This is a genomic window from Cryobacterium tagatosivorans, assembly GCF_004402215.1.
Classification (GTDB): Bacteria; Actinomycetota; Actinomycetes; order Actinomycetales; family Microbacteriaceae; genus Cryobacterium; species Cryobacterium tagatosivorans.
The window spans coordinates 73,735-99,448 of sequence record NZ_SOEZ01000079.1 but is presented as its reverse complement, the minus strand read 5'-3'; the positions used below and the strand labels follow the sequence as shown (position 1 = coordinate 99,448).

27 protein-coding genes are annotated in these 25,714 nt (G+C 69.7%); 15 read left to right on the top strand and 12 right to left on the bottom strand.

What is annotated here, in order from left to right; all coding sequences use genetic code 11:
* Positions 1-112 precede the first annotated feature (112 nt).
* Positions 113-1,651 (top strand): SDR family NAD(P)-dependent oxidoreductase, encoded by a 1,539-nt coding sequence (locus E3O23_RS17280; RefSeq protein ID WP_134493206.1) that lies wholly within the window; start codon positions 113-115, stop codon positions 1,649-1,651.
* 107 nt (positions 1,652-1,758) lie between these two features.
* Here the strand turns inward: E3O23_RS17280 and E3O23_RS17275 are convergent, their stop codons facing one another.
* Positions 1,759-2,100: a hypothetical protein gene (locus E3O23_RS17275; protein WP_134493204.1), complete on the bottom strand. Its 342-nt coding sequence runs from the start codon at positions 2,098-2,100 to the stop codon at positions 1,759-1,761.
* 93 nt (positions 2,101-2,193) lie between these two features.
* Here E3O23_RS17275 and E3O23_RS17270 point away from each other — a divergent pair, with 93 nt between their 5' ends.
* Positions 2,194-2,964, top strand: coding sequence for a putative protein N(5)-glutamine methyltransferase (locus E3O23_RS17270; protein WP_134493202.1), 771 nt, complete (start codon positions 2,194-2,196; stop codon positions 2,962-2,964).
* A gap of 79 nt (positions 2,965-3,043) precedes the next feature.
* Here the strand turns inward: E3O23_RS17270 and E3O23_RS17265 are convergent, their stop codons facing one another.
* Complete coding sequence (locus tag E3O23_RS17265; protein WP_134493200.1) at positions 3,044-3,250, bottom strand: hypothetical protein; 207 nt, start codon at positions 3,248-3,250, stop codon at positions 3,044-3,046.
* Positions 3,251-3,493: 243 nt separating this feature from the next.
* Here E3O23_RS17265 and E3O23_RS18640 point away from each other — a divergent pair, with 243 nt between their 5' ends.
* From E3O23_RS18640 to E3O23_RS17245, 4 genes are all read left to right on the top strand, one after another.
* On the top strand, positions 3,494-3,922 hold the full coding sequence (locus tag E3O23_RS18640) for a dihydrofolate reductase family protein (RefSeq protein ID WP_338145316.1): 429 nt from the start codon (positions 3,494-3,496) through the stop codon (positions 3,920-3,922).
* 264 nt (positions 3,923-4,186) lie between these two features.
* A complete protein-coding gene (locus tag E3O23_RS17255) occupies positions 4,187-4,633 on the top strand; it encodes an SRPBCC family protein (protein ID WP_134493198.1) in 447 nt (148 codons plus the stop codon).
* Positions 4,634-4,676: 43 nt separating this feature from the next.
* Positions 4,677-5,192: a GNAT family N-acetyltransferase gene (locus tag E3O23_RS17250; protein WP_241983533.1), complete on the top strand. Its 516-nt coding sequence runs from the start codon at positions 4,677-4,679 to the stop codon at positions 5,190-5,192.
* Positions 5,189-5,692, top strand: a complete 504-nt coding sequence (locus tag E3O23_RS17245) for a GNAT family N-acetyltransferase (RefSeq protein WP_241983532.1) — start codon at positions 5,189-5,191, stop codon at positions 5,690-5,692. Before E3O23_RS17250 ends, E3O23_RS17245 begins: the two co-directional genes overlap by 4 nt.
* 35 nt (positions 5,693-5,727) lie before the next feature.
* Here the strand turns inward: E3O23_RS17245 and E3O23_RS18720 are convergent, their stop codons facing one another.
* Positions 5,728-6,102, bottom strand: coding sequence for a DUF2332 family protein (locus E3O23_RS18720; RefSeq protein WP_255453321.1), 375 nt, complete (start codon positions 6,100-6,102; stop codon positions 5,728-5,730).
* A complete protein-coding gene (locus E3O23_RS18715; protein WP_255453320.1) occupies positions 6,059-6,760 on the bottom strand; it encodes a DUF2332 domain-containing protein in 702 nt (233 codons plus the stop codon). The genes E3O23_RS18720 and E3O23_RS18715 overlap by 44 nt, the downstream gene beginning before the upstream one ends.
* Positions 6,761-6,860: 100 nt before the next feature.
* On the opposite strand from E3O23_RS18715, the gene pepN reads away from it, so the two are divergent.
* The 4 genes from pepN to E3O23_RS17220 all read left to right on the top strand — a co-directional run bounded on the left by pepN (position 6,861) and on the right by E3O23_RS17220 (position 12,815).
* The gene (gene pepN / locus E3O23_RS17235; RefSeq protein WP_134493196.1) at positions 6,861-9,422 is read left to right on the top strand and encodes an aminopeptidase N; all 2,562 of its coding nucleotides are present in this window, start codon (positions 6,861-6,863) and stop codon (positions 9,420-9,422) included.
* Between the two features lie 126 nt (positions 9,423-9,548).
* Positions 9,549-10,715, top strand: a complete 1,167-nt coding sequence (locus tag E3O23_RS17230) for a mechanosensitive ion channel family protein (RefSeq protein WP_134493194.1) — start codon at positions 9,549-9,551, stop codon at positions 10,713-10,715.
* Complete coding sequence (locus E3O23_RS17225; protein WP_134493192.1) at positions 10,705-11,115, top strand: globin; 411 nt, start codon at positions 10,705-10,707, stop codon at positions 11,113-11,115. The genes E3O23_RS17230 and E3O23_RS17225 overlap by 11 nt, the downstream gene beginning before the upstream one ends.
* A 38-nt stretch (positions 11,116-11,153) precedes the next feature.
* Positions 11,154-12,815, top strand: a complete 1,662-nt coding sequence (locus E3O23_RS17220) for an FAD-binding dehydrogenase (RefSeq protein WP_134493190.1) — start codon at positions 11,154-11,156, stop codon at positions 12,813-12,815.
* A gap of 76 nt (positions 12,816-12,891) precedes the next feature.
* Here the strand turns inward: E3O23_RS17220 and E3O23_RS17215 are convergent, their stop codons facing one another.
* Positions 12,892-14,388, bottom strand: a complete 1,497-nt coding sequence (locus E3O23_RS17215; RefSeq protein WP_134493188.1) for an NAD-dependent succinate-semialdehyde dehydrogenase — start codon at positions 14,386-14,388, stop codon at positions 12,892-12,894.
* Positions 14,385-15,749, bottom strand: a complete 1,365-nt coding sequence (gene gabT, locus E3O23_RS17210; protein WP_134493186.1) for a 4-aminobutyrate--2-oxoglutarate transaminase — start codon at positions 15,747-15,749, stop codon at positions 14,385-14,387. The genes E3O23_RS17215 and gabT overlap by 4 nt, the downstream gene beginning before the upstream one ends.
* A gap of 163 nt (positions 15,750-15,912) precedes the next feature.
* Between gabT and E3O23_RS17205 the strand changes: the two genes are divergently transcribed.
* Positions 15,913-17,457: a PucR family transcriptional regulator gene (locus E3O23_RS17205; protein WP_134493184.1), complete on the top strand. Its 1,545-nt coding sequence runs from the start codon at positions 15,913-15,915 to the stop codon at positions 17,455-17,457.
* Between the two features lie 100 nt (positions 17,458-17,557).
* Here E3O23_RS17205 and E3O23_RS17200 read toward each other — a convergent pair whose 3' ends face one another.
* A complete protein-coding gene (locus E3O23_RS17200) occupies positions 17,558-18,235 on the bottom strand; it encodes a DUF8185 domain-containing protein (protein WP_134493182.1) in 678 nt (225 codons plus the stop codon).
* Between the two features lie 79 nt (positions 18,236-18,314).
* On the opposite strand from E3O23_RS17200, the gene E3O23_RS17195 reads away from it, so the two are divergent.
* Positions 18,315-19,190 carry an acyl-CoA thioesterase gene (locus E3O23_RS17195; protein WP_241983531.1) on the top strand — a complete coding sequence of 292 codons (876 nt, stop codon included), beginning with the start codon at positions 18,315-18,317 and terminating at the stop codon, positions 19,188-19,190.
* Here E3O23_RS17195 and E3O23_RS17190 read toward each other — a convergent pair.
* The gene (locus tag E3O23_RS17190; protein ID WP_134493180.1) at positions 19,187-19,891 is read right to left on the bottom strand and encodes an anti-sigma factor family protein; all 705 of its coding nucleotides are present in this window, start codon (positions 19,889-19,891) and stop codon (positions 19,187-19,189) included. The genes E3O23_RS17195 and E3O23_RS17190 overlap by 4 nt on opposite strands.
* A complete protein-coding gene (locus tag E3O23_RS17185) occupies positions 19,888-20,397 on the bottom strand; it encodes a sigma-70 family RNA polymerase sigma factor (RefSeq protein ID WP_134493178.1) in 510 nt (169 codons plus the stop codon). Before E3O23_RS17185 ends, E3O23_RS17190 begins: the two co-directional genes overlap by 4 nt.
* 179 nt (positions 20,398-20,576) lie before the next feature.
* On the opposite strand from E3O23_RS17185, the gene E3O23_RS17180 reads away from it, so the two are divergent.
* Entirely contained in the window at positions 20,577-20,996 is a 420-nt protein-coding gene (locus tag E3O23_RS17180) for a QcrA and Rieske domain-containing protein (RefSeq protein WP_134493176.1), read from the top strand.
* A gap of 13 nt (positions 20,997-21,009) precedes the next feature.
* Complete coding sequence (locus E3O23_RS17175; protein ID WP_134493174.1) at positions 21,010-21,555, top strand: hypothetical protein; 546 nt, start codon at positions 21,010-21,012, stop codon at positions 21,553-21,555.
* A 15-nt stretch (positions 21,556-21,570) separates the two neighbouring features.
* On the opposite strand, the gene E3O23_RS17170 is transcribed toward E3O23_RS17175, so the two are convergent.
* The 3 genes from E3O23_RS17170 to E3O23_RS17160 all read right to left on the bottom strand — a co-directional run bounded on the left by E3O23_RS17170 (position 21,571) and on the right by E3O23_RS17160 (position 24,267).
* Complete coding sequence (locus E3O23_RS17170; protein ID WP_134493172.1) at positions 21,571-22,047, bottom strand: acyl-CoA thioesterase; 477 nt, start codon at positions 22,045-22,047, stop codon at positions 21,571-21,573.
* 11 nt (positions 22,048-22,058) lie between these two features.
* Entirely contained in the window at positions 22,059-23,741 is a 1,683-nt protein-coding gene (gene ettA, locus E3O23_RS17165) for an energy-dependent translational throttle protein EttA (protein ID WP_134493170.1), read from the bottom strand.
* A gap of 127 nt (positions 23,742-23,868) precedes the next feature.
* Positions 23,869-24,267 carry a single-stranded DNA-binding protein gene (locus E3O23_RS17160; protein WP_255453324.1) on the bottom strand — a complete coding sequence of 133 codons (399 nt, stop codon included), beginning with the start codon at positions 24,265-24,267 and terminating at the stop codon, positions 23,869-23,871.
* A gap of 32 nt (positions 24,268-24,299) precedes the next feature.
* Between E3O23_RS17160 and E3O23_RS17155 the strand changes: the two genes are divergently transcribed.
* Complete coding sequence (locus E3O23_RS17155) at positions 24,300-25,700, top strand: recombinase family protein (protein ID WP_134493166.1); 1,401 nt, start codon at positions 24,300-24,302, stop codon at positions 25,698-25,700.
* Positions 25,701-25,714: the final 14 nt, after the last annotated feature.

The window sequence follows — 25,714 nt, the reverse complement described above, 5'->3', positions numbered from 1 at the left end:
CGGCAGCACATGTCCGTTTCCGCATCCCGTGCCGGTCCCCCGGCCCGAGGGCGCGGCCGGAGGGCGCGGCCGGAGGGCGGGGCCTCACAGGCTGCCGCCGTAGAATTGACGGATGACCACTGTGCCTGCCACCGACACCGTGCCTCCGGCCGTGCCCGTTCCGTCGACGGCGCCCAGTGCCGGCACGCCCAGCACACCCGGCATCGACCCGGCCGACCTCGAGGTTGCCCTGCGCGTGCTCGCGCAGCTCACCACGATCGACCCGGATGACCCGGACTTCGTCACCGTGCGCCAGGCCACCGCCAAGATGTTCAAGTCGGTCAAGGTCGCGCGCCGCTCCGAGAAGCGCCAGGCCATCGCGGATGCCGACCGCGACGTGATCGCGGCCACGGCGACCGGTGCCCCGACCCGCATCGACGACGAGACCATCGGCGCGCAGCTGCGCCTCGGCACGAGCAAGCCGTCGGCCGGCGAGCTGCTCGTCGCCCGCCCCTGCTACATCTGCAAGCAGCGCTACACCCTCGTCGATGCCTTCTACCACCAGCTCTGCCCGAGCTGCGCTGCGATGAGCCACGACAAGCGCGACGCCCGCACCGACCTCACCGGCAAACGCGCGCTACTCACCGGCGGCCGCGCGAAGATCGGCATGTACATCGCCCTCCGCCTGCTCCGGGACGGCGCGCACACCACGATCACCACCCGGTTCCCGCGCGACGCGGTGCGCCGCTTCAGCGCCATGCCCGACTCGGCCGACTGGCTGCACCGCCTGCGCATCGTCGGGATCGACCTGCGCGACCCGGCCCAGGTGATCGGCCTGGCCGATTCCGTTGCGGCCCAGGGACCGCTCGACATCCTGATCAACAACGCGGCGCAGACCGTGCGCCGCTCCCCCGGGTCGTATTCGCCGCTGGTCGAGGCCGAGTCGTCGCCGCTGCCGGAGGGGATCATCCCCGAGATCGTGAGCTTCGGGCACACGAACGACGCGCATCCGTCCGCCCTGGCCGCCTCGGTCAGCAGCCACCCCATCCTCGCCGCGGCCGCCGCCGGGGCGGGCGCGCTCACCGCGGACGACCTCACCGCCCTCGCCCTCGCGCCGGGCTCCTCCTCGCTCGAGCGCCTCGCGGCAGGCACCGCCATCGATGCCGGCGGGCTCGTGCCCGACCTGCACGACGTGAACAGCTGGACCGCCAACATCGAGGATGTCGACCCGCTCGAGATGCTCGAGGTGCAGCTCTGCAACACGACGGCGCCGTTCCTGCTGGTCAGCCGCCTGCGCGCCTCGATGGCCGCCTCCCCCGCCCGGCGCACCTACATCGTCAACGTCTCCGCGATGGAGGGCGTCTTCGGCCGAGGCTACAAGGGGCCGGGACATCCGCACACGAACATGGCCAAGGCCGCGTTGAACATGCTCACCCGCACGAGCGCGAAGGAAATGCTCTCCGACGGCATCCTGATGACCAGCGTCGATACCGGCTGGATCACCGACGAGCGCCCGCACCCGACCAAGATCCGCCTCGCCGAGGAGGGCTTCCACGCGCCCCTCGACCTCGTCGACGGCGCGGCCAGGGTCTACGACCCGATCGTTCGCGGCGAGGCCGGCGAGGACCTCTGCGGCGTCTTCCTCAAGGACTACAAGCCCGGCACCTGGTAGCCCGCCCGTCGGGTTGAGTTGCGGACAAAGTACCTTCATCCCGCGCGGGAAGGTACTTTCTCCGCGACTCAACCTTCGAGCGCCCCCGGGAGCGAGAATGCGTGCGCCTAGGAGCCCTGGCTCGCCGCGAGCAGGCCACCGAGCATGAGCAGGTACACGCCGAAGCCGACGAGGACCACCGCGCTGACAACGATGCCGATGAGGGCGAGCGTCGGCCTCGCGCCCGCCTTGCGATACCCGGCGAGCGCAACGATGCTCACGATCAGCCCGATCAGCGACAGCGCCGGGATCACTCCCAGGACAATCCCGGTGATGGCCGCCACCCGGGTATTCGCCGCAACGGTCGCAACACCCGCTGCATCCCGATGGTCGGGCACGATCCCGCCGGGATGCGTCTGCCCGGCCGGAAGCCGCGTCGCCGAGCCCGTGTATTCGCCGCCGTTGGACATGAATGACCCCCCAATTTGCGCCCAGTCTAGGTACTGCGGCATCCGCGCCGCAAGGGAATAGCCTCTGTCGCCGGTGGAGTAGAGTCCCGTGCAATGACACCCCCCTCCGCCATCGCTGCCCGGCTCCGCGCGGCCGGCTGCGTCTTCGCCGAAGACGAGGCGCGCCTGCTCACCTCCGCGGCGCGCACGCCGGACGAACTCGCCGCGATGGTGGAGAGGCGCGTCCGGGGCCTGCCGCTGGAACACATCCTCGGCTGGGCCGAGTTCTACGGGCTGCGCGTGCAGGTCGATCCGGGCGTCTTCGTCCCGCGCCGCCGCACCGAGTTCCTCGTGAGCCAGGCCCTCGCGGTGTGCCGCCCAGGGGCGATCGTCGTCGACCTGTGCTGCGGTTCCGGCGCCGTCGGCGCGGCGCTCAGCTCGGCCACGCCCACGATCGAGCTCTACGCCACCGACATCGACTCCGCGGCGGTGGAGTGCGCCCGGCGCAACCTCTCCGCCCTGGGCGGTCGAGTATTCGAGGGCGACCTCCTCGACGCCCTGCCAGCGGCCCTGCGCGGCCGGGTCGACGTGCTGGTCGCCAACGCCCCCTACGTCCCCACCGGGGCCATCGAGCGGATGCCGCCGGAGGCCCGCCTGCACGAGGCCCGGTTGGCCCTCGACGGCGGGGCCGACGGCCTCGACGTGCAGCGGCGCGTGGCCGCGGCCGCACCAGCCTGGCTGGCGCCGGGCGGGTACCTGCTCGTCGAGACGAGCCAGGCGCAGGCAGCGCACACCATGGCCGTCTTCGCCCAGAACGGGCTGACGCCGAAGGTGGTGCATTCCGACGACCTCGATGGAACCGTCGTCATCGGCACCGGCGGCTGACACCCCGCCCGCCCCAGGCACCGGGATGCCAGCCGCTCCGCCGTATCGGACGCATAGGGCAACCAGTGCGCCGAATCGATCAGTCACCGCTCGGCGTGAGGGGCCCGACGATGTGGTCGGTGGCGAGCCACGCCCGTCCCTGGGCCTGGTACCCGGCGAGCGCGGCCAGGCAGGGCGGCGGGTCGGCGGCGATCTCGTCCATGCCCAGGGCTCGAAACGACTCCCCGGCGGCGACTTCGATCGCGGGGAGGGCGGCGAGATCCTCTGGATCCGCGCGCCTGATCATGAACCAACCCTAGGGCCGCACCCACGGTTGACAGCCCTTCCACCCCGGACGACGCTGGGCCTGGGTGCAGCCATCCGTGCTGCCTCACCCACGAGAGGATTGCGATGAAGCTCACGGTCAACACCTTCCTCACCCTGGACGGCGTCATGCAGGGCCCGGGCGGCCGCGAGGAAGACCGGTCCGGCGGCTTCGACCGGGGCGGCTGGCTCGTGCCCCTCGCCGACGAGGGCATGGGGCGGGCGGATCGTCGACGGCTGGTTCGCCGAGGCCGACGCCATCCTGCTCGGGCGGACCACATTCCAGATGATGCAGCCGTACTGGGAGCAGGTCACCGACCCGGACAACCCGGTCGCGCTGGCCCTCAACGGACTGCCAAAATACGTCGCCTCCACCACGCTCGTCAACCCGGCGTGGAACAACACCACCGTGCTCCCGGCCGATGTCCTGGCCGCCGTGGCCGAGCTGAAGGCCCGGCCGGGGCGCGAACTGCAGGTGCACGGCAGCTACCGGCTGGCCCGCGCCCTGCACGACGCCGGCCTGGTCGACGAGTACCGCCTGCTCTATTTCCCCGTCGTCGTGGGCCGGGCAAGCGGCTCTTCGAGCCCGGCTCGGTGCCGTCAGGGTTCACCCTGGTCAACCTGGAGAAGACAGGCGCCGGGGCGGTCTGCCTGACCCTTCGCCCGAAGCCGTTGGTCACGGGCGACTTCGAGGTGATCGACGGCCTGGAGAGTGTGCGCGAGAACCCGTAGCCGGTCGTCGGCCTCTTCCGCGCGTCGAGGCGTGCTGTCAAAACCGGAAGGAACGAGGGGTCGTGCCCGAAAACCGGACGAATCAGCCCCTTCCACGCGGTGGTTCCGGTTTTCGCGAACCGGGCGCCCTCCGGCCGCCCCGGCTGCAGTCTCGTGCGCCCCCGGGGCCGGGGGTACACTCCCCGGCATGGAAAAGCTGCACTTCACAGTCCAGATCGACGCTCCCGCACACACCGTGTGGACGACCATGTTCGACGACGCAACGTATCGGCAATGGACCAGCGCGTTCAACGAGGGCGGTTCCTACTACGAGGGCAGCTGGGACCTGGGCAGCGAGATCCGCTTCTTTGGGCCCGACGAGGACGGCGAGCTGGGCGGGATGATCACGAAGGTCGTCGAGAACAGGCCCGACGAGCTGATGACGCTGGAATACCTGGCCGAAATCGTCAAGGGCGTCGAGTACCGGGGCGACCAGGCCAGGTTCGTTGGCGGGCGCGAAAGCTACTCGTTCAGCGAGTCCGATGGTGTCACGACCCTTGCGGTGGCTCTGGACTCGGAGGAGGAGTTCACCGACATGTTCACCGAGATGTGGCCCCGCGCCCTCGCCAGGCTCAAGGCGCTCGCCGAGGCCTAGCGCAGACCAGCGGCACTGTTAGCGGCCCGATAGGCTCACGACGGTGAGCACCCAGGCATTCTCCATCCGACGCACCGTCGCTGCCGACTGGCGTGAAATTCGCCAGCTGCGCCTCGAGATGATCCGCGACGCACCGACCGCCTACACCGAGACACTCGACGACGCCCTCGGCCACGACGAGGCCGAGTGGCGGATGCGCGGCGAGCGCGGCACCGCACCCCACGGCATTGCCGTCGTCGCGATCGACGATTCAGGGCGCTGGATCGGCACCATGGGCGGCTTCGTTGATGCGGCCGTCGGCCCACTCCTCGTCGGCGTGTACGTCACCCCGGACTACCGCGGCAGCCGGCTTGGCGTCACCGATGCGCTGCTGGCAGCCGTCGAAACCTGGGCCGGCAGCCAGGGCGACCGGTTGACCCTTCACGTTCACCAGGACAACGCGCGCGCACGGGCGGCCTACGAACGGCGCGGCTTCGGGGCGACGGGCCACACGACCCCGTACAACCTGGACCCCAGCCGGAACGAACTGGAAATGATCAAGGAGCTTGTGCAGCAATGAACCTGGCACCAATGACTCTTGCCGAATTCGACCTCCCGGCCGGCGCCTTCACGCTGCGCAGGGCCGCGGCCGCCGACGTCGGCGCGATCGTCTCGCTGCTCGCCGACGATCAACTCCGGGCATCCGTCGAATCGGCCGTTCCCGAGGCGCGTGCCCCGTACGACCGGGCCTTCGAGGCCATCAACGCCGACCCGGCACAGCTCCTGGTCGTCGCCGTCTCGCCCGCGGGAGACGTCGTCGCGACGATGCAGCTGACATCCATCCCCGGCCTGGCCCGCGCGGGGGCGCTGAGAATGCAGATTGAAGCGGTGCGCGTGCACTCGAGCCTTCGCGGCAACGGCCTCGGCGGCGCCATGATCGGCTGGGCGATCGCGGAAGGCCGTCGGCGCGGGGCACGGCTGGTCCAGCTCACCTCGGACCAGATCAGGCAGGCCGCACATCGGTTCTACGAACGCCTCGGCTTCGAAGCCTCGCACATCGGCTTCAAGCTCACCCTGTAGCTCGCCGAACCGTGAGTTCGGCACCTTCCCGACGCCTACGAAGGTGCCAAACTCACAGTTCGGCGGGAGGAGTGGGCGAGCCAGTGCAGGGCGCGGCCGTGCGGCTGGGTGAAGGCGATCGGCTCCGAGTCGAGGGCGAGCACGAAGTCGGTGGATGTCGTGGGGTCCGTTCGCAGGTTCTCGGTGACGGCGGGGACGACCTTCTGGCCCTCGTTCGACAGCCAGCGCACGGGAAGCCGGGCGATCGTGGCGGAGAACCGGCGGGTGGCCTCCTCGTCGAGATAGGCGAGCACGGCCGTGTGGAACACGACGACGGTCGCCCCGGCCGGCGCGCGCGCGACGAGCGCCTCGACCTGCTCGTTGAGGTCACCGCGCACGATCTCGACCGGCTGCGCCCTGGCGACCTCCACCGCCGCGCGCAGCCGTGTCCGCCGATCGGTGTGCTCCCGGCCAGATCAGCGCGTCCAGCCAGGCCACGTCGGGCTCGTCGTTCAGGTCCAGCGGGTTGAGGTCGACGCCGGCCCGCCAGACGACCTCCGGGAGCCGGTCGGGCAGCGGCAGCGGGCCGGTGGTCGCGCAGTCGAGGAGCACCGGGCTGGGGCCGTCGGCGGGATGCAGCATCCGAACCCCGCCGTCGGCCGCGGTGTACCGGTAGCTGTACCGGTCCGGGTGCAGGCAGAGCCCGGCGGATGCCCCCACCTCGATCAGGGCGAGCGGGCCGGGAATCGCGGCGAGCGCGGGCAACAGCACGGCGCAGCGGCCGGGTTCGTTCGTCTGGGTGGCGTGGCTGAGGCAGGTCGCCTCCACCTCGGCCCAGTGCGCGGCCAGCCAGGCGGCGAAGGCGGCGTAGTCCGACACCGGGGCGCCGTGGAACCGGGAGGCGCTGAAGACGAGGTTGGGCTGCCGTTTGGGCCCGGGAAGCCGGTCGATCAGCGCCGCCGTTGCCGGGTCATCCGCCACCCCGCGCGCCCAGGTTTCGTAGCAGGCGCTCATACCGCGCGCCTCGACCTCGGCGAATTCGCGGTACCGATCGGCCGTGGCGGCCTGCGGGTCTGTGCTTGCCCTCATGCGGACACCCTATTCCTTGGCTAGGCTGGGGAATCGTGCAATGGCGCCACAAGGGCCGCGCACAATTTCGAAGACCGCAAAGACCCAAATGGAGAACCCGTTGCCTGGAGAAAACCTCACCCGCATCGAAGCCCAGGAGCGCAAAACGCTCGTCAGCGTACAGAGCTACGACATCACCCTGGACCTCACGACCGGGCCGGAAACGTTCGGCAGCACGACCACGGTCAGGTTCACGGCAACGCCCGGCGCCTCCACCTTCATCGACGCGATCACCCGCGCGGTGCACTCCGTCACCCTCAACGGCGTCACGCTCGACCCGGCATCCGTCAGCGACAACGTGCGCATCCAGCTCGACAACCTCGCCGCCGAGAACGTCCTCACCGTCGTCGCCGACGGGATCTACACGAACACCGGCGAGGGCCTGCACCGCTTCGTCGACCCGGTCGACAACGAGGTCTACCTGTACAGCCAGTTCGAGGTCCCCGACTCCCGCCGCGTCTTCGCGGTATTCGAGCAGCCCGACCTCAAGGCCACCTTCCGGTTCACGGTCACCGCACCCGGCGCCTGGGAGGTCATCTCCAACGCGATCACCCCCGAACCCACGGATGCCGGGAACGGCGCGAAGACCTGGGCGTTCGAGCCCACCCACACGATCTCCAGCTACATCACCGCCCTCGTGGCCGGCCCGTACGCCGTCGTGCGCAGTGAGCTGACCTCCAGCGACGGCCGCGTCATCCCCCTCGGCCTGTTCAGCCGCAAGAGCCTCTTCCAGTACCTCGACGCGGACTACCTCTTCGAGAAGACCCGCCAGGGCTTCGCGTACTTCGAGGACAAGTTCAACTACCCGTACCCGTTCGACAAGTACGACCAGATGTTCGTGCCGGAGTTCAACGCCGGCGCCATGGAGAACGCCGGCGCTGTCACCTTCACCGAGTCCTACGTCTTCCGCTCGAAGGTCACCGACGCCATCAAGGAGCGTCGGGTGGTCACCGTGCTGCACGAGCTCGCGCACATGTGGTTCGGCGACCTCGTCACCATGAAGTGGTGGAATGACCTGTGGCTGAACGAGTCGTTCGCCGAGTGGGCGTCGACCATCGCCACCGCCGAGGCCACCGAATGGCACGAAGCCTGGACCACCTTCGCCGTGATGGAGAAGAGCTGGGCGTACAAGCAGGACCAGCTGCCATCCACCCACCCTGTGGTCGCGACGATCAACGACCTCGAAGACGTGCAGGTCAACTTCGACGGCATCACCTACGCCAAGGGCGGCTCGGTGCTCAAGCAGCTCGTCGCCTGGGTGGGCCGTGATGAGTTCTTCGCCGGCGTCGCCTCGTACTTCGCCAAGCACGAGTGGGGCAACACCGAGCTGAACGACCTGATGGTCGAGCTCGAGGCATCCAGCGGCCGCGACCTGACCGAGTGGACGACGCTCTGGCTCGAGACGGCCGGCGTGAACACGCTCCGCCCCGAGATCACCGTCGACGACGCCGGAGTCATCACCGGGTTCGCCGTGCTGCAGTCCGCCACCGCCGACTACCCCACCATCCGTCCGCACCGCCTCGCGATCGGGCTGTACAGCTTCGACACCGCCGGCTCCCCGCAGGACGGCGGCCTCGTGCGCACGCACCGGGTCGAACTGGACGTCGACGGTGAGCGCACGGATGTCGCCGAGCTCGTCGGCCGCGCACGCCCCGACCTGATCCTCCTCAATGACGACGACCTCGCCTACGCCAAGATTCGTCTCGATGCCGCGTCGCAGGACGTTGCCCTGGAGAACCTGTCCGCGATCGAGAGCCCGCTGGCCCGCGCGATCGTCTGGGGTTCCGTCTGGGACTCGACCCGCGACGCCGAGACCTCTCCGCGCGACTTCATCACCCTCGTGCTGGGCAACGTCGCGACCGAAACCGAGTCGACGACGCTGCGCACCGTGCTCGGCCAGGTTGTGCTCGCGGCAACGTACTACGTCGCCGAGGAGCACCGAGCGGGCACGGTCAAGGAGGTCGGGGACTCGCTCTGGTCCCTCGCCCGCCACGCCGAGGCAGGCACCGACGCGCAGTTCCAGTTCGTGAAGTTCTTCGCGTCGATCGCGACCACCGAGGCCCAGCTCGAGTCCATCGCGGCCCTGCTGGACGGCACGTCGCCGCTCGACGGCCTCGTCATCGACACCGACCTGGCCTGGGAGCTGCTGATCGCCCTCGTCGCCGGCGGCCAGGCCGGCACCGCGGAGATCGACGCAGCCCTCGCCAGGGACAACACGGCGACGGGCGCCCAGTCGGCCGCCCAGGCCCGGGCCGCCATTCCGACCCTCCCGGGCAAGCAGGCCGCCTGGTCGTCGCTGATCGACGTGGACACCGCGCCGAACACCATCGTGCGGGTGACGGGCGCCGGGTTCCTCCGGGCGAACGACACCACCCTGCTCGAACCGTTCGTGGACCAGTACTTCTCCATGCTGCAGACGGTCTGGGCATCCCGCAGCTTCGCGATCGCCGAGAAGATCGTCATCGGCCTGTACCCGGCGCCGCTGGCCAACCAGGCGCTCGTCGACGCGACGCGCGCCTGGCTCGACGCCAACCCGGAACCGGTGGCGCTGCGCCGCCTCATCGTCGAGAACCTGGCCGGCGTCGAGCGCGCCCTCGCCGCGCAGGCGCGCGACGCCGCGTAGCCCGCCGCACTTCTCGAATTCGACGGAGATTGTGCGCGATTCGCCCCGGAACTGGTCCGGGGCGGGCCGGATGCGCGGAATCTCCGTCGAATTCGTTCAGGGGCGCTCGTTTAGACTGTGTCGAATATGAACTTGGACTCTATTTGGGCTGAACTCAACAAATTCTTCACGGTCGGGCTGTGGGTGACGATCATCAACGTCGTCGCGATCATCGTCATCGCGCTGCTGCTGCGCTGGGTGCTTCACTTCGTGATCGACCGCGTCGTGCAGCAGATCGTCTCCGGCGTGAAGAGGACGCAGAAGGTCGACGACACACAGGCGCTGAACGTGTCGCCGCTTGCCGCCGTGCGGGTCGTGCAACGCACCCGCACCCTCGGTTCGGTGCTCACGAACATCCTCAACGTGACCCTGCTGATCGTGACGGTGCTGCTCATCGTCAACGTCATCAACAAGGACATCCTCGGCTCCTTCGCCCTGCTGACGGCGGCCCTCGGCGCCGGCCTCGGTTTCGGCGCGCAGAACATCGTCAAGGACATCCTCAACGGCCTGTTCATGGTCGTGGAGGACCAGATCGGCGTCGGCGACATCGTCGACGTGGGCTTCGCCTCTGGCGTGGTCGAGAATGTCGGCATCCGGATCACCCAGGTGCGCGACGTCGACGGCACGCTCTGGTTCGTGCGGAACGGCGAGATCCTGCGCGTGGGCAACATGTCGCAGGGCTGGGCGCGGGTCATCATCGACCTCGCGATCCCGTACAGCTCCAACGTCGAGGCGGTGCAGGCGGAACTCCTCCGCGTGGCCACGGCCCTGGCCTCCAGCCGCAAGTGGCGCGCCGTCATCCTGGAGAAGCCGGAGATCTGGGGACTCGAGTCGATCACCGCCGAGGCGCTCGTCACCCGCCTGGCCGTGAAGACCCGTGTCTCCGCCAAGTGGGACTTCGCCCGCGACCTCCGCCTGCACATGAAGAAGGCGCTCGACGGGATGGGCGTCTCGCTAACCCCGCTCAACAGTGTCGTGATGACCGGCGAGGGCGGCGCGGCCGACGGCTCCGGAGTGACGCCGACCCTCGACGCCGCCGAGGAGGCCGCGGCGGCGGTGCCCGACGTGCTGACGAGCCCCGGCACCGCGCCCATCCCCGTGAAGAAGCCCCGGGCTCCCCGGGCCCCCCGCAAGCCCAAGGCCGGCGCGCAGCCTGCGCAGCCCGCGCAGCCCGCCCTGCCTGCCCAACCCGAGCCTTTGCCCGCCGCCCAGCCGACGACGGCACCCGACCCGGAGATCCGTGATGACGCCTGAGCCAGAACCCACTTCCGTCCCCCTCGCGTCGTTCTACGACCAGATCGGCGGGCGGCCGTTCTTCGAGAAGCTGGTGGCCGAGTTCTACCGCGGGGTCGCCGGCGACCCGGTGCTGAAGCCGATGTACCCGGAGGAAGACCTCGGTCCGGCGGCCGAACGGCTGACCATGTTCCTCGAACAGTACTGGGGCGGCCCGACCACCTACAGCGACCAGCGCGGGCACCCGCGGCTGCGGCAGCGTCACCAGCCGTTCAAGGTGAACCCGGATGCCCGCGACCGCTGGCTCCTGCATATGCGGGACGCGGTCGATTCCTTCGACCTGCCGCCGCTGCAGCGTGAAACACTGTGGGACTACCTCGAACGTGCCGCGCACGCCATGGTGAACACCTTCGAGGACTAACCGGGCCCGAGTTTGCGCCCGCTGACACGGGAGTCACGATGAGCGCAGCAGCGACCGAAGCCGATGTCATCGTCGTGGGAGCCGGGCTCGCCGGGCTCGTGGCGACCGCCGAGCTGGTCGACGCCGGCAAGCGCGTGCTCCTGGTCGAGCAGGAACCGGCCGCCTCCCTCGGCGGCCAGGCTTGGTGGTCGTTCGGCGGCCTGTTCCTCGTCGACTCGGCAGAGCAGCGCCGGATGGGCGTGAAGGACTCCCTCGAGCTGGCCCGGCAGGACTGGTTCGGCAGCGCCGGATTCGACCGCGAGGAAGACCACTGGCCCCGGCGTTGGGCCGAGGCGTACCTGCAGTTCGCCGCCGGCGAGAAGCGCTCCTGGCTGCGCCAGAGTGGCGTGAGCTTCTTCCCCGTTGTCGGCTGGGCCGAACGCGGCGGGTACACCGCGCTCGAGCACGGCAACTCCGTGCCCCGGTTCCACATCGTCTGGGGCACCGGCCCCGGCCTCCTCGAGCCGTTCATCGAGACCGTCCGCGCCGGCGTCCAGGCGGGACTGGTGACCGCCCTGCACCGCCACCGTGTCGACTCCCTCACCGTCGAGTCCGGCTCCGTGGTCGGCGTGCGGGGCACCCGGCTCGCGACGAGTTCCGCGGCACGCGGGGCGGCCAGTTCGCGGGATGCCGTCGGCGACTTCGACCTGCGCGCCTCGGCCGTGATCGTCACGAGCGGCGGCATCGGCGGAAACCACGACCTCGTTCGCGCGCAGTGGCCCGCACGCATGGGCAGCGCGCCCGAGCACCTCCTGTCCGGCGTCCCGGCGCACGTCGACGGGCGGATGCTGGGCATCGCCTCGGCGGGCGGCGCACGCCTGATCAACGGCGATCGGATGTGGCACTACACGGAGGGGATCACCAATTGGGATCCGGTCTGGGCCGCCCACGGCATCCGGATCCTGCCCGGGCCGTCCTCGCTCTGGCTCGACGCGACCGGCACGCGACTGCCGGCTCCGCTGTTTCCGGGCTTCGACACGCTGGGCACCCTGGAGCACATCCTGAAGACCGGCTACGAGCACAGCTGGTTCGTGCTCACCCAGAAGATCATCGAGAAGGAGTTCGCCCTCTCGGGCAGCGAGCAGAACCCGGACCTGACCGGCAAGGACCTCCGGCTGCTCGCGAAGCGGGTGGGGCCGGGCGCGCCCGGCCCGGTCGAGGCGTTCAAGGAGAAGGGCGTCGACTTCGTCGTCGCCGACACGCTCTTCGAGCTCATGGCCGGCATGCAGAAGCTCTCCCCCGAGGTGCCGCTGGACTTCGCCCGGATCGAGCAGGAGATCGTGGCCCGTGACCGCGAGCTCGACAACGACTTCGCCAAGGATGCCCAGATCAACGCGATCCGGCAGGCCCGCCACTACCGCGGCGACCGGCTCATCCGGGTGGCAACGCCGCACAAGCTGCTCGACCCGCAGAACGGGCCGCTGATCGCGGTGAAACTGCACATCCTCACCCGGAAGAGCCTGGGCGGGATCGAGACCGACCTGTCGGCGCGGGCGCTCGGCTGGAACGGGCGGCCGGTGCCGGGCCTGTATGCGGCCGGGGAGGCCAGCGGCTTCGGCGGCGGCGGCATGCACGGCTACCGTTCCCTCGAGGGAACGTTCCTCGGCGGCTGCCTCTTCTCCGGCCGCATCGCCGGCCGGGCGGTCGCCGCCGCCCTCTGACTCGCCTTACATCCCGCGAAACCGCAGTTGTGCGCCTCATTCGCGCGTTTTAGGGCGCACAACTGCGGTTTCGCGGTCAGGATACCGGGGTGAGGGTGTACTTCGATGACAGGTACTCGTGGATGCCCTCGAGCCCACCCTCCCGGCCGAGGCCGGACTGCTTGACCCCGCCGAACGGGGCGGCCGCGTTGGAGACGAGGCCCGTGTTCAGGCCCATCATGCCGGTCTCCAGGCGGTCGATCATCCGGTGCCCGCGGGCCAGGTCCTGGGTGAAGACATAGCCGATCAGGCCGTATTCGGTGGCGTTGGCCAGCCGCACGGCCTCGTCTTCGTCGCCGAAGGTCACGATGCCGACGACCGGGCCGAAGATCTCCTCGGTCAGCAGGGCGGTGTCCGGCGCCAGGCCGGTGAGCACGGTCGGCTCGTAGAACGACCCGGGGCCGTCCGGGCGAACCCCGCCGATGAGCAGCCTCGCGCCTCGCTCGAGCGCATCCTGCACCAGGGCATCCGTGCTCTCGACGGCCGCCTCGTTGACGAGCGGGCCGAGCATGACACCGGCGTCCGTGCCGCGGCCGATGCGCAGCTCGCCGACGCGCTCCACGATGCGCCGGGCGAACTCGTCGGCAACCGACTCGTGCACGATGAACCGGTTCGCCGCCGTGCAGGCCTGGCCGATGTTGCGGAACTTCGCCAGCATCGCGCCGTCGACCGCCTTGCCGAGGTCTGCGTCCTCGAACACGACGAACGGAGCGTTGCCGCCGAGCTCCATCGAGGTGCGCAGCACACCCTGGGCGGACTGCTGGATCAGCTTGCGGCCGACGGGAGTCGAGCCGGTGAAGCTCAGTTTGCGCAGGCGCGGGTCGGCGATGATCGGCCCGGCAACCGCGGAGGAGGTGGAGGTGGTGATCACGTTGACGACTCCGGCTGGGACCCCGGCGTCCTCGAGCAGCTGCGCGAAGTACAGGGTGGTCAGCGGGGTGAGCTCGGCGGGCTTGATGACGACCGTGCAGCCGGCCGCAAGTGCCGGAGCGATCTTGCGGGTGGCCATGGCGAGCGGGAAGTTCCACGGTGTGATCAGGAAACACGGGCCGACCGGTCGCTGGGACACGGTCATGTGCCCGGTGCCCTCCGGGGTGAGCCCGTAGCGGCCGCTGATGCGCACGGCCTCCTCGCTGAACCAGCGCAGGAACTCGCCGCCGTAGGTGACCTCGCCGTTCGCCTCTGCGAGCGGCTTACCCATTTCCAGCGTCATCAGCAGGGCGAAGTCCTCGCGGCGCTCCTGCAGCAGGTCGAAGGCACGGCGCAGGATCTCGGCGCGCACGCGAGGCGCGGTCGCGGCCCAGGCCTGTGCCGCATCGACGGCCGCATCGAGCGCACGCAGGCCGTCGGCGGCATCCGCGTTCGCGATCTGCTTGAGCGCCAGGCCGGTGGCCGGGTCGGTGACCGTGATCGGTGCGCCGCTGCCCTGCTCCCAGACGCCGTTGATGTAGAGCCCGGAGGGAACCCGGGCGAGCAGCTCGGTTTCGCGTTCGGCGACGGTCAGCGGGGCCGCCTCGGCGACGAGCGCGCTCATGCTGCGGCCAGTGCGTCGGCGACGACCTGCAGGCCCTCGACGAGCAGGTGGTCCGGCATGCTCAGCGGCGGCAGGAAACGGATGACGTTGCCGTAGGTCCCGCAGGTGAGCAGGATGACGCCGGCGGCGTGGGCGGCCGCGGCGACCCGGCCGGTGAGTGCGGCATCCGGCTCCCCCGTTGCCGGGTCGACCAGTTCGACGGCCATCATCGCCCCGCGTCCGCGGACCTCGCCGATGCGGGCGTCCTCGGCCTGCAACGCGGACAGGCGCTCGGTCAGGATGGCGCCGATCTCCCGTGCCCGCTCGACCAGGTTGTCGGATTCGTAGCTGTCGATGGTGGCGAGAGCCGCCGCGCAGGCGAGCGGGTTTCCACCGTAGGTGCCGCCGATACCGCCGACCTGCGGCGCGTCCATGATCTCGGCGCGACCGGTGACCGCGGACAGCGGAAGGCCGCCGGCGATGCCCTTGGCCAGCACCATGAGGTCCGGAACGATGCCCTCGTGGTCGCTGGCGAACATGTCGCCGGTTCGGGCGAAACCGGTCTGTACCTCGTCGGCGATGAAGACGACGCCGTTGGCGCGGCACCAGTCGACGAGGGTGGGCAGGAACCCGGCGGCGGGGACGATGAAACCGCCCTCGCCCTGGATGGGCTCGATGATCATCGCGGCCAGGTTGTTCGCGCCGATCTGCTTCTCGACCTGGCTGATCACGCGCTTCGCGGCCTCGACGCCGTCAAGGCCGCCGTCCCGGAACGGGTAGGACAGCGGGGCGCGGTAGATCTCGGCGGCGAACGGGCCGAAGCCGTTCTTGTAGGGCAGGTTCTTGGCGGTGAGGCCCATGGTCAGGGTGGTGCGGCCGTGGTACGCGTGATCGAAGGCGAGCACTGCCTGCCGGCCGGTGTAGTGCCGGGCGAACTTGACCGCGTTCTCCACGGCTTCGGCGCCGGAATTGAACAGGGCGCTTCGCTTGGCGTGGTCGCCGGGGGTGAGCCGGTTGAGCGCCTCGGCGACCTCGATGTAGCCGTCGTACGGGGCGACGCTGAAACAGGTGTGGGTGAACTGCGCGAGCTGGGCGGCGACGGCGGCCACGACGCGCGGGGCGCTGTTGCCCACGCCGGTCACCGCGATGCCCGAGCCGAGATCGATCAGCGAGTTGCCGTCGACGTCGACGAGCACGCCGCCACCGGCGGCAACGGTGTAGACCGGGATGGTCGTGCCAACGCCCCCGGAGATCGTCTGCTCCTTGCGGCGGGTCAACTCGAGCGATTTCGGGCCGGGGATGGCCGTCACCAGGCGGCGTTCCTGAGGAAGTGACGGTCCACCAACGGGTGCGACCGTGCTCGGGGTATCAACGTGTGTCATGACTGCTCCAGTTCTCGAACCGATCTGCGTCGTCGCCACGGGCAACGACGCCAACTCGGCCATGCTAAGCACGCCCGGCGGCCCGCCGGCCTGCCACAACGTATAGTTAGAGGTCCAGTAATCGCCACGCTGTATAAGCGTCAGACAACCGATTCGGTTCCCCGTGCTTCCCACCCTCCGTCGCCTGCTGGCCAGGCCAGAGCTGTCCCTGCGGCTGCTCACGCCCGAGGGCGACCTACCACCCGGTTCCCTCGACCAGGGTCTGGAATGGGTGCACAGTTCCGACCTGGCCGACCCGACGCCCTTCCTCTCCCCCAGCCAGGTCCTGCTCACGACGGGAACCCAGTTCACCTCGGATGCGCCGGGGGAGGCCTTCTCCCGCGGCTACGTGGCGCGGCTGCGCGAACGAGGCATCACCGGCCTCGGCTTCGGCACCGAGGTGGTGCGCGAGGGAACACCGGACGCGCTGGTCGCGGCCTGCCTCGCCGACGGGCTGCCGCTCTTCGAGGTGCCCTACCGGACGCCGTTCATCGCGGTGGCCCGCGCGGCCGGCGACATGGTGGCGGAGGAACGCTTCGCCCGCCACACCTGGACACTCGGGGCGCAGCGAGCCATCGCGCTGGCCGCGCTCCGCCCCGACGGGTTGGGGGCCACGCTGAGCGAGCTCTCCCGCCAGCTCGGGCACTGGGTCGCGTTGTTCGATGCGACCGGCGGGCTCGACCGGGTCTTCCCCCGGGATGCGTTCGCCCGCTCCGGCGTCGGCGGACCGTCCGACATGCTTCAGCGCGAGGCCGCCCTCTTGCTTCGGCGGGGGCAGCGCGCCAGCAGCACGGTGGTCGACGGCGGCGAAAGCGTGACCCTGCAGACTCTCGGCCGGGGCGGCCAGCTCCGCGGCGTGCTGGCCCTGGGCGGCCAGGTCGAGCTCGACCCGGCCGGCCAGGAGGTGGTGACGAGCGTCGTCGCGCTCGCCGGACTCGCCCTGGAACAGAACAGCGCGCTCGGCCGGGCGCGGGGGAAACTGCGGTCCGGGCTGTTGCAGGCGCTGCTCGGCGGCAGCGTCGAACTCGTGCAGAGCATCATCGGCGATCTGTGGGGGCCGCTGCCGGCCGCACCGGTGCGGATCGCCGCGATCGGCACGGGACGCGACGGGCTCGAAGACCTCATCGAACTCCTCGAGCTGCGCGTCGAGGCCCGGCCGGGGCAACTCTTCTTCGCCCGGCAGAGGGCGATGATCGTGCTCCTGGTGGACCGGACGACAGGCCCGCTGCTCACCGAGCTCAGCACGGCCTTCGGCCTGCACATCGGGGTGTCGGATCCGGCCGAGTACGGCGCCCTGCCGCGCGCGCTGGCCCAGGCCGAGCGGGCGCTGGAGAGGTCCCGGGACGGGGCCCCTGCCGTGCTGGAATTCGAGATTGTGTCCCGTCAGGGCGTGCTCGCCTACCTGGCCAGGACGGATGCCGGGGACGTGGGCCGGGCAACCCTCGAGCCGCTCGTTCGCCATGACGCGGAGCGGGGCACCGAGTTGCTCGCCAGTGTCAGGGTCTGGCTGGAACACAACGGACAGTACGGGCCGGCCGCGGACGTGCTCGGCGTGCACCGGCACACCCTCCGGGCTCGCATCGGCCAGGCGGAGCAGGTGCTCGGGCGGGACCTCGCGGCCTTCCCGGCCCGCGCCGACCTCTGGGCGGCTTTCGTCGCCGCCGGCTGACCGGCGGAGGTCGGATCTGGACAAGCTCGATCACCGGGGGGCTCGACCACCGGGGCTCGACCACCGGGGCCCGATCACCGGGCGTGATCACCGGGGCGGGTCAGGCCTTGAGGGTCCAGGGCTTGCGGCGCACGAGGATGTGGCCGCGGCTCGTGCTCAGCCGGGTCCAGGGGCCGGTCTCGAAGAGCGCGACCGGCTCGTCCGGCGACAGGAAGCCGAGGCTGTAGGCGGCGAAGGCGGCGCCGCTGGGCACGAAGTCGAGGTCCTCGACGGGTCGGCCCCAGACCTCGGAGCGCACCCGCTGCACGATCTGCTCGCCGGTTCCGGCCGGGATCGACGCCGCGACCTCGTCGATTCCGGCTCGGGCGGCGCTTTCCAGGACGGCGGCATCCGTCTGGCCGTGCGGCTGCCAGCCGCCGCGGGGCGGGGAGATCCCGGCCCAGGTGACGGTGCTCACCTCGAGCGGGACGGTGACGGTGACCGGCGCGCCCGGGTCGACGGCGGCGCCGGCCAGGCGGGCGACCCGGTCGAGCAACGACCGCACCGGGACGACGGCGTCGAGCTCGACCGGCTCGGTCAGGGCGAACGTGCGCAGGCCCAGCACGGTCGGGCTGGAGTCGAGCAGGCCGCGCGGATAGAGGATCGCGGTGTACACCGCGAGCACCCCGGCGGCGGAAATCAGGCGGACGGATCCGTCCTCGACGCGGGCGGCGCGCGAGAGGTAGACCTGGAGGTCGGCGAGGGACAGGGAATCTGCGAGGGAAAATGACTGGCTCATCTGCTCCTAAACTACCAAGATACGTCGGGGCTCACGCCGGGTTCCCTGGCGGCACCACAGCCAGCACCGAGGAGAAGCCATGAACACGCCGATGGAAGGTCTCCTGGCCGCCCTGGATCTCACCGACACGGGTGCCCGCACCAGCGAGGACATCTTCACCGGCGTCTCCCAGTGGATGCCGCACGGCCGCGTTTTCGGCGGGCAGGTGCTCGCCCAGTCCCTCGTCGCGGCCATGCGCACCGTGCCGGACGAGCGCCACGTGCATTCCATGCACGGCTACTTCCTGCGCCCGGGGGACGTCACCCAGCCGATCACGTTCTCGGTCGAACGCATCCACGACGGCCGCTCGTTCTCGACCCGGCGCACGCAGTGCTACCAGGACGGCCTGCCGATCCTGTCGATGATCGCGTCCTTCCAGGACGCAGACGAGGGCCTGGAACACCACATCGAGATGCCGACGGACATCCCGGATCCGGAGTCGCTGCCCTCGGCGGAGGAGACCCTGGGCCACCTCGACCACTCGGTGGCGCGGTACTGGGCCAATGAGCGGCCCTTCGACATGCGCCACATTCCCTCGCCGATCTACCTCGCCGTCGAGGGCGCGCGCACCGGACGCCAGGGCGTGTGGCTGAAGTCCCTGGGCCCGATGCCGGACGACCCCGACCTGCACCGGGCCGCCCTCGCCTATGCCAGCGACTACTCGATCATGGAGCCGGTGCTGCGCCGCCACGGCCTGCCCTGGGCCACGCCCGGCCTCAAGGTCGCCAGCCTGGACCACGCCATGTGGTGGCACCGGTTCGGGCGCGTGGATGAATGGCTGCTCTACCTGCAGGACTCCCCGACCGCGCAGGGCGGGCGCGGACTGTCCACGGGCAGCATCTACAGCCGGGACGGCCTGCTCCTGGCGAGCGTCGCCCAGGAGGGCATGGTCCGCCTGCCGCGAAAGGCCGACTAACCGGCCTGGCGCCCGGGCGACGGGCCGGACTCCAACAGCACCTGCCCCGTCTCCACGGAGCGGATGTCGACCGTCCGGATGTCTCCCGGCGCCAGGCTCGTCGTGCCCACGGGCCGGACTGTGGTGCCCGGCCCGGCCGACCAGGTCGCCACCATGCTCGAGGCGCCATTCACGTCGGTGACGTAGAGGGCGTAGGCCTGGGCCTCCGTGCCGTAGCCCGAGTCCGCGTACCGGCAGGTCGACTCGATCCGGGTTCCCCAGGACTCGCCGGTCAGCCGGATGTCGGCGCCGAGCGGACTCGGCACCACCTGCTCCAGCGCGATCGTCGCCGCCGTCTCGGCCGGGGACCCCAGCCAGCCCGGCAGCAGCAGCGCCACCGCCGCCGCGGCCGCCGCGACCGCCACGATCGCGCCCGCCATTAGGGCGCGTCCCCGGGTCCTCTCCCGGCGTGCGGCCGTCAGCAGGCGTTCCAGCCCGGCGTCGGTCGGCCGCATGGCGCCTGCCGCGTCACCTTGCAGCAGGGCCTGGTCGACCGGAATCGTCGCCAGCAGCCCCGGCAGCCCGGCCAGCTCGGCGACCGCTCGGGAGCACGACGCGCAGTCGCGCAGGTGCCGTTCGAACTCCCGCCGCTCCTCCGGTCCGAGGGCACCCGCGACGTAGGCGGCATCCCAATCCCCGTAGACATCCCCTGGCGCGCTCATCGCTCGGTCACCCCCCTCTCCTGCAGGGCCAGGCGCAGGGCGCGTAGCGCGTAATGCAGGCGCGACTTCACCGTCCCCGGGGGAATGTCGAGCAGGCGCGCGGTCTCCGCGACCGACTGGCCGCGATAAAAGGCGCAGACGACGACGGCGCGGTGCTCCGGCGACAGTGCCGCCAGGGCGTCGGCGACCAGCCAGGAGTCGAGCATCGCGTCGGTCTGGTCGGCCGTGACGGCCTCGGGCATCCGGTCCGTGCCGATCTCGTGCCGGGCGCGGGCGGACCGGCGATCGTCGATGACCAGGTTGCGGGCGACGGTGAAGAGCCAGGCCCGGGCCGAGGCCTCCGACTGGTCGAGAACCCGGGGGCGCCGCCAGGCGCGCAGCAGCGTCTCCTGGACCACGTCGTCGGCGAGGGCCGCGTCGCCGGTCAGCCGTTGCACATACCGCCGCAGCGCCGGGGCATGCTCGTCGTGGAGCGCACGCAACAACTCCGTGCGGTCGTCCGCCATCACACACACCTCCCGAGATAACACGAGACGCGGGCGTCGCCGGTTCAGCCGGGCCGAAAACCCGGCGGGCCTGAACCAAACGGCACGCCGTCTCGTTGTTATGAATACCGGTCGCTATGAATACCGGTCCCGGCGTTCACCGTGCCAATCTAATCCTGACCGTTCTACGAAGGAGCACCATGTCGCACGCACCGGATGTCACACGTCGCACCGTCATCCTGATCGGAGGCGCCGGAACGGCCCTCGCCCTCGCCGGCTGCGCGGCGCCGTCCGGGTCCTCCGGCTCGTCATCGAAAGGAACGGGCAAGCCGGTCGAAATCGCCAGGCTGGCGGACATCCCGGTGGGCGGCTCGATCTCGGCCACCCTCGACCAGAAGCCGGTCCTGCTCAGCCAGCCGAAGGCGGGCGAGGTCGTCGCCTTCAGCGCCATCTGCACCCACCTGGGCTGCCCGGTGGCACCGGGGAAGGGCGAGTTCGACTGCCCCTGCCACGGATCCCGCTTCAACTCCACCACCGGGGCGGTCCTGGGCGGCCCGGCTCCCCGCCCGCTGGAGAAGATCACCGTCACGATCGACGGGGACCGGGTCCTGGCCGGCTAGGGAGATCACCCACATGGACCTCTTCAACGTCAATGGCCTGCCGCTGCACGCGCTGCTGGTGCACGTGGTCGTCGTCCTCGTGCCGGTCACGGCACTCTGCGTGCTGCTCGCCGCGGCCTGGCCGACGGCCCGGCGGCGTCTCGGCATCCTGATCGCGCTGATGGGCCTGGTCCTGATCGGCCTGGTTCCGCTCACCATGGCGGCCGGCCAATGGCTCAAGGAGCGTGTCTTCCGCACGCCGCTGATCGAGACTCATGCGGACCTCGGCAACGCACTCTGGCCGTGGTCGCTGGCCCTGGGCCTGCTCGGCATTGGCACCTGGCTGTGGTACTTCCTGGCTGACCGGAGGGCACGCTCCGAACCTCAGCAGTCCGAACCTCAGGCGTCCGAACCTCAGCAGTCCGAGGCGCCGCGGAGCGGAGGACGGCGGGCGGTCGCCATCATCCTCGTGCTGCTCGCGATCGGGATCGGCGGGATGGCGACCTACCAGACCGTGCTCATCGGTGAATCCGGAAGCCGGGCGATCTGGGAGGGTCTCTTCACAGAGAACCCCCGCTAGGCCATCCGGCCGGCGTCAGCGCCGTGAAAAGGCCACCGGTTCGTCGAGGTAGGGAGTCCAGGCGGCTCGTTCAATCTCGTTGATCCTGCGCGGACGCTCGGTCGCGGCATCCACGAGCACGATCGTCGTGCTCGCCCGGGTGAACAGCACCGCGGGTTCGAAGCCCACCGGGCTCCAGACCTCGTAGCACACCTCGAGGCTGGCGCCGCCGAGCTTGCCCAGCCACAGCCGCACGTCGAGCGGCTGCCTCAGGTACGGCACCGGCGCCAGGTACTCGATCTCCTGCCGGCCGATGAGGGTGAGCGTCGCCGCCCCCGGCTTGCCGTCGAGCACCGCGGTGCTCGCCCCGAGCATCGAGCCGCCCGTCTCGTCGCTCACCCAGAACGCCTGGATGCGCGCCTCTTCGAGCAGGCGCAGCATCTCCGCGTTGTTGACGTGGCCGTACGCGTCCAGGTCGGACCAGCGCAGCGAGATCGGAACGTGCAGCTTCATGCCCGTGACTCCTAGTCGCGGGTGAGCTTGCGGTAGGCGGACCGGTGCGGCTTGGCCGCGTCCGGGCCGAGGCGCTCGATCTTGTTCTGCTCGTATGACTCGAAGTTCCCCTCGAACCAGTACCAGTTGGCCGGGTCCTCGTCGGTGCCCTCGTACGACAGGATGTGCGTGGCGATCCGGTCGAGGAACCACCGGTCGTGCGTGATGACCACGGCGCAGCCGGGGAACTCGAGCAGCGCGTTTTCGAGCGAGCCGAGCGTTTCAACGTCCAGGTCGTTGGTGGGCTCGTCGAGCAGCAGCAGGTTGCCGCCCTGCTTGAGGGTCAGCGCCAGGTTGAGGCGGTTGCGCTCTCCACCGGAGAGAACGCCGGCCTTCTTCTGCTGGTCCGGTCCCTTGAAACCGAACGTGGAGACGTAGGCGCGCGACGGGATCTCGGTCTTGCCGACCTGGATGTAGTCCTGGCCGTCGGAGACGACCTCCCAGAGCGTCTTGTTCGGGTCGATGCCGGTGCGGCTCTGGTCGACGTACGACATGGTGACCGTCTCGCCGATCTTGAGCTCTCCCTTATCGAGCGGCTCGAGTCCGACGATGGTCTTGAACAGGGTGGTCTTACCCACACCGTTGGGGCCGATGATCCCGACGATGCCGTTGCGCGGGAGGGTGAAGGAGAGATCCTCGATGAGGACGCGGTCGCCGAAGCCCTTCTTGATCTTCTTCGCGTCGATGACCTGGGCGCCCAGTCGCGGTCCGACCGGGATCTGGATCTCCTCGAAGTCGAGCTTGCGGGTGCTCTCGGCCGCGGCGGCCATTTCCTCGTAGCGAGCCAGGCGTGCCTTGGACTTGGCCTGGCGGCCCTTGGCGTTGGAGCGCACCCAGTCGAGTTCGTCGGCCAGACGCTTGGCCATCTTGGCGTCCTTCTTGCCGGCGATGAGAAGACGTTCCTGCTTCTTCTCGAGGTAGGTCGAGTAGTTGCCCTCGTACGGGTACAGGTGGCCGCGGTCGACCTCGGCGATCCACTCGGCCACGTGGTCGAGGAAGTACCGGTCGTGGGTGACGGCCAGCACGGCGCCCGCGTACTGGGCGAGGTGCTGCTCGAGCCAGAGCACGCTCTCGGCGTCGAGGTGGTTAGTGGGCTCGTCGAGGAGCAGCAGGTCCGGCTTCTGCAGGAGGAGCTTGGTCAGCGCCACCCGGCGCTTCTCTCCACCGGAGAGATCAACGACGGACATGTCCCCCGGCGGCGTGCGCAGGGCATCCATGGCCTGTTCCAGCTGGGAGTCGAGGTCCCACGCGTCGGCGGCGTCGATGGCCTCCTGGAGCGTGCCCATTTCGGCGAGCAGGGAATCGAAGTCGGCGTCGGGTTCGCCCAGCGCGAGGCTGATCTCATTGAAGCGGTCGACCTTGGCCTTGATCGGGCCGACGCCTTCCTGCACGTTCTCGAGGACCGTCTTGGTTTCGTCGAGCTCGGGCTCCTGCATCAGGATGCCGACCGTGTAGCCGGGGCTGAGCTTGGCCTCACCGTTGCTCGGGGCGTCGAGCCCGGCCATGATCTTGAGGATCGTTGACTTACCCGCGCCGTTCGGCCCCACGATGCCGATTTTGGCGCCGGGGAAGAACGACATGGTGACGTCGTCGAGAATGAGCTTGTCGCCAACCGCTTTGCGCGCTCGGACCATCGTGTAAATAAATTCGGCCATATACACCAGTCTATTTGCCGCGTGCCGCCCAGGAGACACGTGCCGGTGCCGAGGAGGTCCGCGACCGTGCCGTCGCAGGCGCCGCCGGTGCCCGCCGGTGGCCGCCGGTGGCCCGAGCATCCGGACCTCACGCTTCCAGGGTCGCGAGCCTCGGCGCCTCCGGGTCGGAGATTGCCTCATCTCCCCGGTCGCTTCCCGCGTCGTCCTGGGGCACGGGCTTGGGCGCGGGCTGGGCCGCCGGCGCGCTGCGCGAGTATGCCGTCGTGCACCAGGTGAGGTCGTGGCCGATCGCGTCCGCCTCGATTTCGACCGATGTGCCGTTGCGATCCGCGTTCTCCCAGTCGCGCACACGCAGCCTGCCGGTCACCATCACGTGCTGTCCCTTCCGGACCGAGGCCACGACGTTGTGCGCCAGCTGCCGGAAGGAGGACACGGTGTACCAGTTCGGATCAGCATCCACCCAGGCGTTGCGTTTGCGGTCGAACCTGCGCTGCCCGGATGCCAGCCGGAACGACGTGATGGCCAGTCCCGCGGTAATTGCCTCAGTAGTATGTCGATATGTCCACTGTTATCTACGCCCGCCAATCCCTCGACCGTAACGGCGAAGGGGCTGCCGTTGGCCGGCAACTGACCGAGTGTCGCGCATTGGCCGAGCGCCACGGTCGCACAGTCTCGCGGGAGTTTGTCGACAATGACGTGTCAGCGTCGAAGGGCACCAGGCCCGCATTCCAAGAGCTGCTGACCGCGATCAGGGGCGGGCAGGTATCAACGATCATCGTTTGGCACACAGACCGGCTCTACCGCCGCGTGCGTGATTTGGTCGAGCTGGTCGAGCTGGCAGAGAAGCACGCCCTCCGGATCCTCACGGTCAAGGCTGGCGACCTCGACCTAAACAACCCTGCCGGGCGAATGATGGCGCAAATGCTCGGAGCTGCTGCCCGCTACGAGGTCGAGCAGAAGGGCGCTCGCCAGGTTGCCGCGAACGTTCAGCGAGCTAACGCGGGTGTCTGGTCATTTGCCACGCGCCCGCTCGGATATGAGCGCGTCGACGGCGAGGTGCGAATTGTTGAGGCAGAGGCCGAGATTCTGCGGGAGGCCGTCGACAGGATCATCGCCGGGGAATCGTGGTACTCGATCGCCAAGGACTACAAGACCCGCGGCATCGTCGCGGCTAACGGCAAGCCCTACAGCTACCAGAACCTGACCCACCGCGCGAGCAACCCTGCCCTAGCTGGCATCCGCACATATCTAGGCGATGTCGTGACCGAGGCGGGCAGCTGGCCCGCAATCATCGACCGGCCAACATGGGACCGCTTCCAGACGGTCGTAGCATCGCGCCGCGTTCGGCAGGACTGGTCGAAGAAGATCAAGTACCTGGGCAGCGGCATCTATCGCTGCGGCAAGTGCGGCGGGCTCATGGATGTCACACGCGACTTCAAGAGCGGGAAGCGCACGCCCGTCTACCAATGCCGGGGGCTCGACACGCGCCGCAACATGGCCAACGTCGACGCGCTCGTCGAGGGGGTCGTGCTGGCCCTCCTGCGCCGCCCTGACGCGGTTTCGCTGCTCACCCCCACCGGGGATGCTGCTGCGCTCGCTGAAGAGGCACAGGAGGTGCGTGCGCTCATCGGTGGGCTCGCCGAACTCTACGCCGACGGCACACTCAGCGCCGCGTCGGTTCGAGAGCAGAAGATCAAGCTGCAGGCCCGCGTCGACGCTCTCCAGGCACAGCTCGGGGCCATTGAGGGAGGCACCATCCTGTCGGATCTCGTGACCGCTGAGAGCGTCGAAGCGTTCTGGCGTGGCACTCTCTCAATTCAGCACAAGCGCCGTATCGTGAGCGCCCTAATGACTGTGACGATAATGCCGACCAAACGCGGAGGTAACAACGCATTCCGTCCCGAGGATGTAGTGATCGAGTTGACGCACTCACCCCAAGATGTAGCTGCCGCGCCCTAGTCGCTGGCAGTTAT

Excerpts from the sequence above, each read along its gene's own strand:
- E3O23_RS17270 (WP_134493202.1), top strand. The coding sequence starts at position 2,194 with ATGACACCCCCCTCCGCCATCGCTGCCCGGCTCCGCGCGGCCGGCTGC.
- E3O23_RS17245 (WP_241983532.1), top strand. The coding sequence starts at position 5,189 with ATGAACCTGGCACCAATGACTCTTGCCGAATTCGACCTCCCGGCCGGC.
- E3O23_RS17225 (WP_134493192.1), top strand. The coding sequence starts at position 10,705 with ATGACGCCTGAGCCAGAACCCACTTCCGTCCCCCTCGCGTCGTTCTAC.
- gabT (WP_134493186.1), bottom strand. The coding sequence starts at position 15,749 with ATGACACACGTTGATACCCCGAGCACGGTCGCACCCGTTGGTGGACCG.
- E3O23_RS17230 (WP_134493194.1), top strand. The coding sequence starts at position 9,549 with ATGAACTTGGACTCTATTTGGGCTGAACTCAACAAATTCTTCACGGTC.
- E3O23_RS17280 (WP_134493206.1), top strand. The coding sequence starts at position 113 with ATGACCACTGTGCCTGCCACCGACACCGTGCCTCCGGCCGTGCCCGTT.
- E3O23_RS17215 (WP_134493188.1), bottom strand. The coding sequence starts at position 14,388 with ATGAGCGCGCTCGTCGCCGAGGCGGCCCCGCTGACCGTCGCCGAACGC.
- E3O23_RS17275 (WP_134493204.1), bottom strand. The coding sequence starts at position 2,100 with ATGTCCAACGGCGGCGAATACACGGGCTCGGCGACGCGGCTTCCGGCC.
- E3O23_RS17185 (WP_134493178.1), bottom strand. The coding sequence starts at position 20,397 with ATGGCGGACGACCGCACGGAGTTGTTGCGTGCGCTCCACGACGAGCAT.
- E3O23_RS17175 (WP_134493174.1), top strand. The coding sequence starts at position 21,010 with ATGGACCTCTTCAACGTCAATGGCCTGCCGCTGCACGCGCTGCTGGTG.
- E3O23_RS17180 (WP_134493176.1), top strand. The coding sequence starts at position 20,577 with ATGTCGCACGCACCGGATGTCACACGTCGCACCGTCATCCTGATCGGA.
- E3O23_RS18715 (WP_255453320.1), bottom strand. The coding sequence starts at position 6,760 with ATGAGGGCAAGCACAGACCCGCAGGCCGCCACGGCCGATCGGTACCGC.
- E3O23_RS17255 (WP_134493198.1), top strand. The coding sequence starts at position 4,187 with ATGGAAAAGCTGCACTTCACAGTCCAGATCGACGCTCCCGCACACACC.
- E3O23_RS17220 (WP_134493190.1), top strand. The coding sequence starts at position 11,154 with ATGAGCGCAGCAGCGACCGAAGCCGATGTCATCGTCGTGGGAGCCGGG.
- ettA (WP_134493170.1), bottom strand. The coding sequence starts at position 23,741 with ATGGCCGAATTTATTTACACGATGGTCCGAGCGCGCAAAGCGGTTGGC.
- E3O23_RS17170 (WP_134493172.1), bottom strand. The coding sequence starts at position 22,047 with ATGAAGCTGCACGTTCCGATCTCGCTGCGCTGGTCCGACCTGGACGCG.
- E3O23_RS17200 (WP_134493182.1), bottom strand. The coding sequence starts at position 18,235 with ATGAGCCAGTCATTTTCCCTCGCAGATTCCCTGTCCCTCGCCGACCTC.
- E3O23_RS17265 (WP_134493200.1), bottom strand. The coding sequence starts at position 3,250 with ATGATCAGGCGCGCGGATCCAGAGGATCTCGCCGCCCTCCCCGCGATC.
- E3O23_RS17195 (WP_241983531.1), top strand. The coding sequence starts at position 18,315 with ATGAACACGCCGATGGAAGGTCTCCTGGCCGCCCTGGATCTCACCGAC.
- E3O23_RS17155 (WP_134493166.1), top strand. The coding sequence starts at position 24,300 with ATGTCCACTGTTATCTACGCCCGCCAATCCCTCGACCGTAACGGCGAA.
- E3O23_RS17190 (WP_134493180.1), bottom strand. The coding sequence starts at position 19,891 with ATGAGCGCGCCAGGGGATGTCTACGGGGATTGGGATGCCGCCTACGTC.